The organism is Streptomyces sp. NPDC087844, from assembly GCF_044742785.1.
GTDB lineage: Bacteria > Actinomycetota > Actinomycetes > Streptomycetales > Streptomycetaceae > Streptomyces.
In genome coordinates this window covers 74,157-80,319 of record NZ_JBIUVD010000011.1, presented here as the reverse complement: position 1 = coordinate 80,319, position 6,163 = coordinate 74,157, and the positions used below count along the sequence as shown (strand labels likewise).

At 74.1% G+C, this 6,163-nt stretch carries 3 protein-coding genes; all 3 read right to left on the bottom strand.

Translation table 11 applies throughout. The annotated features are described in order from the left end of the window. Positions 1-159 precede the first annotated feature (159 nt). Positions 160-2,637, bottom strand: coding sequence for a beta-glucosidase (locus ACIOKD_RS22245; RefSeq protein ID WP_402086600.1), 2,478 nt, complete (start codon positions 2,635-2,637; stop codon positions 160-162). Positions 2,638-2,784: 147 nt separating this feature from the next. Continuing rightward, a complete protein-coding gene (locus ACIOKD_RS22240; protein WP_402086597.1) occupies positions 2,785-5,265 on the bottom strand; it encodes a SpoIIE family protein phosphatase in 2,481 nt (826 codons plus the stop codon). A 114-nt stretch (positions 5,266-5,379) separates the two neighbouring features. Beyond that, positions 5,380-6,162, bottom strand: coding sequence for a GntR family transcriptional regulator (locus ACIOKD_RS22235; RefSeq protein ID WP_402086594.1), 783 nt, complete (start codon positions 6,160-6,162; stop codon positions 5,380-5,382). Position 6,163 lies beyond the last annotated feature (1 nt).

The following is a 6,163-nucleotide window of genomic DNA, read 5'->3' as shown; positions in this document are numbered from 1 at the left end:
TTTTGGTGACCGCTGCCAGGTTATAGACCATTCCCTGGACTTCAACGGCCGTTACCCCCCTACCCCCGGGGGCGGGGCGGGGCCGGGGGGGCGCGCCCCCCGCGCCCACGCCGGGAAGCCTACCGGTTCACGCCCCCCGCCCGACGGCCCGTCGGGCTCTCATACGGCCACCGCCGTACGGAGCCGCAGATCACGCGACGATGCCCCGACCCATACGGTTCGCCGCCCGGTGCCGAGCGTCCAGCCGGGCCGGCGCGGGTCCCACGAGGAGAGCGTGCGTTCGTCGACGCGCACGGTGATCCTGCGGGACTCCCCCGCCTTCAGCCCGAGCCGCCGGTAGCCGCTCAGCACGCGTACCGCCCGTTCGACGCGGAGGTCCGGCGAGGGGCCCACGTAGACCTGCGGGATGTCGATGCCGTCCCGCCGCCCCGTGTTCCGCACGGTGAAGGCGACGTCCAGCCCGTCCCCGGTCCGTTCCACCGCGAGGTCCTCGTAGGCGAAGGAGGTGTACGAGAGTCCGTGTCCGAACGGGAACAGCGGCCGTACGCCCTTGGCGTCGTACCAGCGGTAGCCGGCGTGGATGCCCTCGGAGTACTCCTCGACGCCGCTCACACCCGGGTAGCGGCGTGGTTCGCCGGCGACCGGGTGGCTCTCGTCGTCGGCCGGAAAGGACTGGGTGAGGCGTCCGCCGGGGTCGCAGTCGCCGAACAGGACGGCGGCGGTGGCCGCCGCGCCCTCCTGGCCCGGGTAGTACATCTGCAGCACGGCGGCGGTGCGCTCCAGCCAGGGCATCGCGGTCGAGGAGGAGGTGTTGAGGACGACGGTGGTGCGCGGGTTCGCCGCGGTCACCGCCTCGATCAGGCGCGGCTGGTGGCCGGGGAGCGCGAGGGTCGTGCGGTCCTGGTTCTCGGTGGCGTCCTCGTAGGCGAAGAGGACGACGCTGTGCGCGGCGGACGCGGTCCGCACCGCCTCGGCCACGTCCTGGGCGCGGGTCGCGCCGGTGACGCGCCGCAGCCTGAACGTCTGCCCCGCGTCCCCGCCCTTCGCGGTGATCTCGATCCGGTGCCCGCCCGGGGTGAGATCGACGGTCCTGCGCCGTACCGCCAGGCCGTCGGGGGCGGCCGACACCAGTCCGCCGGCGAACTGCTCGGCGAGCCCGGCCACGACGGGGAAGAGTTCCGTTCCGTCCAGGAGCACCCTGGGCCGCGTACCGGAGTAGTGGATGACGAAGGTCCACTCGTCGGCGTCCTCGACGGTGAGCGTTCCGTCGTACGTCCAGGTCTTCCCGGCGGCGATCCGCTGGGCCTCGGGGGTGATGCCCGCCGAGAGCGCGTTCTCCGGCAGGGGTTTGCCGAAGAGGTCCTCGCCCAGTGCGTACGAGACCCGGGCGCCCTTGCCCGCGCGGGACCTGATGGCGTCCAGTGGGCTGTCGGCGTGGTCGGGGACCACATGGGCGCTGCCGCCGCCGCTGACGAACGGGAGGGAGCCGGTGGGGCCGACGACGGCGACGCTGCGGGCGGCCTCACCGGTGAGGGGCAGAGTGGCGTTCTTGTTGTGCAGGAGGGTGGCGCCCGCCTTGGCGACCTCCAGGGCGACGGCCGCGCCCGCCGCCGGGTCCCGGCGCGGGCGGGGCGGGGCGCTGCCGTCGAGGAGGCCGAAGTCGTCCATCGCGGTCAGGACGCGGCGTACGGACCGGTCGACGTACTCCTCGGAGACGCTGCCGTCCCGGACCGCCTTCTTCAGGGCGGCGCCGAAATATCTGCCGTTCGGCATCTCCATGTCGAGGCCCGCGGTGAGCGAGGCGACGGTGCTGTGGGCGGCGTACCAGTCGGTCATCACCCAGCCCTCGAAGCCCCAGCGCTCCCGCAGGATCCCGGTGAGGAGTTCCTTGTTCTCGCAGGCGTAGACGCCGTTGACCTTGTTGTAGGCGCCCATGGCCGCGCGGGCGCCGGCCCCGACGGCGGCCTCGAAGCCGCGCAGTTCGACCTCGTTGAGGGTCTGCTCGTCGACCCGGACGTCGACGGTCTCGCGGTCCTTCTCCTGGTTGTTCATCGCGTAGTGCTTGACGGTCGCGATGAGTCCTTCGCCCTGGATGCCCTTGATCTCCTCGGCGACGAGGTCGGCGGAGAGCAGCGGGTCCTCGCTGAAGGTCTCGAAGTTGCGTCCCGCGTACGGGGTGCGGACGAGGTTGACCATCGGGGAGAGCAGCACGTCCTGGCCGAGCGCGCGGCCCTCGTGGCCGATGACCCGGCCGTAGCGGCGGGCCAGGGCGGGGTCGAAGGCCGAGGCGAGCAGGACCGGCGCGGGCAGGGCGGTGGCGCGCCGCTCGACGCGGACTCCGGCGGGGCCGTCGGCGAGGCGCAGGGGCGGGATGCCGAGCCGTGCCACGCCGGGCACGTAGCCGGCCTGGCCGAGGGACTTCGGGTCGGTGGCGCCGTGCAGCAGGGAGACCTTCTCGTCCAGGGTGAGCCGGGCGAGCAGGCCCTTGACGCGGGGACCGGCGGCCCGCTCCCGTACGGCCGCCCGGGCGGGCGCGGGACTGCCGGTGGTCGCGGCGAGGGCCACGGCGGTCGCGCCGCCCAGCAGGCGCAGGACGGACCGCCGGGACACGGGCCGCCGGGAGACAGGGTCGGACATGAGGCGTCACTCCTCGTTGGGTGCGGGCACGAGGAGGTGAACCGCGGGGCGCGCGGGCGGCCGTCCTGGTTCGCCCTCCGGACGCACTATGCGGCAGAGATGACTTGACGGTCCGTTAGGCAGCACCGGGGCGGTGGAAAGTATGACTCAGAACGTCGGTCCTGCCAGGGACTGTTCCGTCCAGATGATCTTGCCGTCCTGGGTGTAGCGGGTCCCCCAGCGCTGCGTGCACCGGGAGACCAGGAAGAGGCCGCGGCCTCCCTCGTCGGTCGTCTTCGGATGGCGCAGGTGCGGGGCCGTGGGGCTGGCGTCCCACACCTCGCAGACCAGACTCCTCGACATGATCAGCCGCAGCCTGATGGGGCCGTCCGCGTGCCGGATCGCGTTGGTGAAGAGCTCGCTGACGACGAGTTCGGTCGTGAACGTCAGGTCGTCGAGGCCCCATTCGCACAGTTGGCGCGAGGTGCGCTTGCGGACCTCGGCGACGGAGGCCGGGTCGCCGGGCAGCTCCCAGGACACCGTCCGGTCCGCCGGCAGGCGGCGCGCGCGGGCCATCAGCAGCACCACGTCGTCCGGCGGGCGCGCGGGGACCAGGGCGTCGACCACGGCGCGGCAGCGGTCGTCCAGGCCGGGGCCCTGCCGTTCGAGTACCTGGCGCAGCCGTTCCCGGTCGGCGGCGGCGTCCCGTCGGGCCGCGGGCCCCTCGGCGGCGAGCAGCCCATCGGTGCCCAGGGCGAGCACACTGCCTTCCGCGAGCCGCAGCTCGACCGACTCGAAGGGCGGTCCGCCGACGCCGAGCTCGGGCCCCCGCGGCAGTTCGGGGAAGTCCACCGTGCCGTCCGGGGTGACGACGGCGGGCAGGCCGTGGCCCGCGGCGGCCATCGACAGCCGGCCGCCGACCGGGTCGTACACGGCGTACAGGCAGCTGGCGCCCTTCGCGCGGACCCCGTCGGCGCGGGGTGCCGTCCCCGGGTCGTCCTCCTGTCCGGCGCGGTCGACCAGGTCGTCGAGGTGGGCCAGTACTTCCTCGGGCGGCAGGTCCAGGTCGGCGAGGGTCTGTACGGCGGCGCGCAGCCGGCCCATGGCGGCGGCGGCCTCGATGCCGTGCCCGACGACGTCACCCACCACGAGCGCGACCCGGGCGCCCGACAGCGGGATGACGTCGAACCAGTCCCCGCCGAGGCCCGTCAGCTCGTCGGCCGGCCGGTAGCAGGCGGCGACCTCCATCGCGTCCTGTTCGGGCAGCCGGTGCGGCAGCAGATGACGTTGCAGGACCAGCGCCGCGTCGCGTTCGCGGGTGTAGCGGCGGGCGTTGTCGAGGCACAGGGCGGCGCGGGCCACGAACTCCTCGGCGAGGCCCAGGTCGTCGTGGTCGAAGGGCTCCTCGCGGCGGCTGCGGAAGAACGTGGTGATGCCGAGCGTGGTGCCGCGGGCCCGGACGGGCACGATCATCGCGGTGTGCGGTCCGGGGCCTGGGAAGGCGGCGGCCCCGTCCTGGGGCGGGTCGGCGGTCCACGCCCCGGCCAGTGGGTCGAGGCGCTCCTCGATCCAGGACGCGCCGCCGGTCAGGGCGGTGATCGGGGGTGCGTCGGCGCGGTACCGGGCCGCCTGGCCGATCCCGACGGAGGTCTCCGGGCCCTGGTCGTCGACCGACCGGTGACCGGCCCGGCGCAGCGGCACCGCGTCCGGCCCGCTCAGGGGTCCGCCCGTCGGTCCGGGCGCCGGCTCACCGCCTTCCAGGACGGTCTCCAGCAGGTCGACGGTGACGAGGTCGGCGAGTCCCGGTACCGCGATGTCGGCCAGTTCCTGGGCGGTGCGGGTGACGTCCAGGGTGCGGCCGATGCTCTTGCCCGCCAGGTCCAGCAGGGTGAGGCGCGCGCGGGCCCGGTAGCGCTCAGTGACGTCCACGACGGTGTAGTACACGCCGAGCGGGGTGCCCTGGTCGTCGTCGAGCCGGGTGAAGGACATGGCGTGGGCGGTCTCCCGGTGCGGTGTCGAGCGCACCGTGCCGACGTGCTCGTAGCCCGCGACGGTCGCACCGGTCTCCAGGACCTGGCGCATCACCGCTTCCAGGGCGGCGGCGTCCAGTCCTGGCTGTATGTCCGCGAGCCGTTTGCCGATGCGCTCGTGCCCGGGTCCGCCGCCGAACTGTTCCAGGGCGGTGTTCGACCACACGAACCGCAGGTCGGTGTCGACGATGGCGATGCCGATCGGCGAGTGGGCGGCCATCCGCTCCAGCACCCCGCGGCTCATGCCCCAGCCCGGGGTGCCCGCGGTGTCGGCGGCCAGGGCCACCCAGCGGGGCGGGCCGTCCGCGGCCTCCACGGCGGGCAGCACCCGTACGGTGGCGACGACCGGGTGGCCGTCCCGATGGCGCACCGCGAGGAGTCCGGTCCAGCGGCCGTCCCGCACGCACCGGCGGGCCAGGTCGGGCAGGCGCGCGGCGTCCTCGGGCATGAGCAGGTCCGCCACGGAACGGCCCACGGCCTCGGCGCTTCGGTAGCCGAACAGCCGTTCGGCGTCCGCGGTCCAGCCGGACACCGCCACGCGGGCGTCCAGCAGCACCACCGCGGCGTCCGCCACGTCGAACCGACGCGCCGCCACGCCGCTCTCCTCGCTCGTCGACACCCTGACCCTCTCCGTCGCTGGGAGTGGTCTTCCCGCGCCACGGCCGGTGCACCCGCGTCGCACGGGCCCAACGTACCGCCGCGGAGGGCTGGTGAGCCCGGCGGACGCACCCGATCAGGGGCGGACGAGCAACTGGAAGTCGAAGGTGTAGCGGGCCGCCCGGTAGACGTGGGTCCCGTACTCCACGGCCCGCCCGGTGTCGTCGTAGGCCGTGCGTCGCATGGTGAGCAGCGCCGCCCCGGCGGGCTCGTCGAGCAGTACGCCCTCCGCCGCGGTGGCGCTTCGGGCGCCCACGGTCTGGTGGGCGCTGTGCAGGGTGATGCCGGCGGACTTCATCAGCCGGTAGAGGCCGGTCGCCTCAAGTCTCCCGGTGTCCAGGCCGAGGAGGGTGGCGGGCAGGTGGTTGCGGAGGTGGGCCACGGGTTCGCCGTGGGTGGTGCGCAGCCGTTCGAGCACGATGACGTCGCGGCCCTCGGGGATGCCGAGGGCCGCGGCGACCTCCGCCGAGGCCGACTCGATCTCGTTGCGCAGCACCCGGGTGCCGGGGCTCTGCCCGGCGGCGGCCAGGTCGTCGTACAGGCTGCTCAGTTCCAGCGGGCGTCTGACCTGGCTGTGCACCACCTGGGTACCGATGCCCCTGCGGCGTACCAGCAGGCCCTTCTCCACGAGGGACTGGATGGCCTGGCGGACGGTGGGCCGGGACAGGCCGAGCCGCGCGGCGATGTCCACCTCGTTGCCCAGCAGGTCGCCCGGGGCGAGCGCCCCGTGCTCGATCGCCGATTCCAGCTGCTGGGCGAGCTGGTAGTAGAGCGGGATCGGGCTGCCCCGGTCCAGGGCGACCTCCAGCCGGTCGAAGGCCCCGGCGGTGGCCGGACGTGTGGTTCCGGTCTCTGCCACT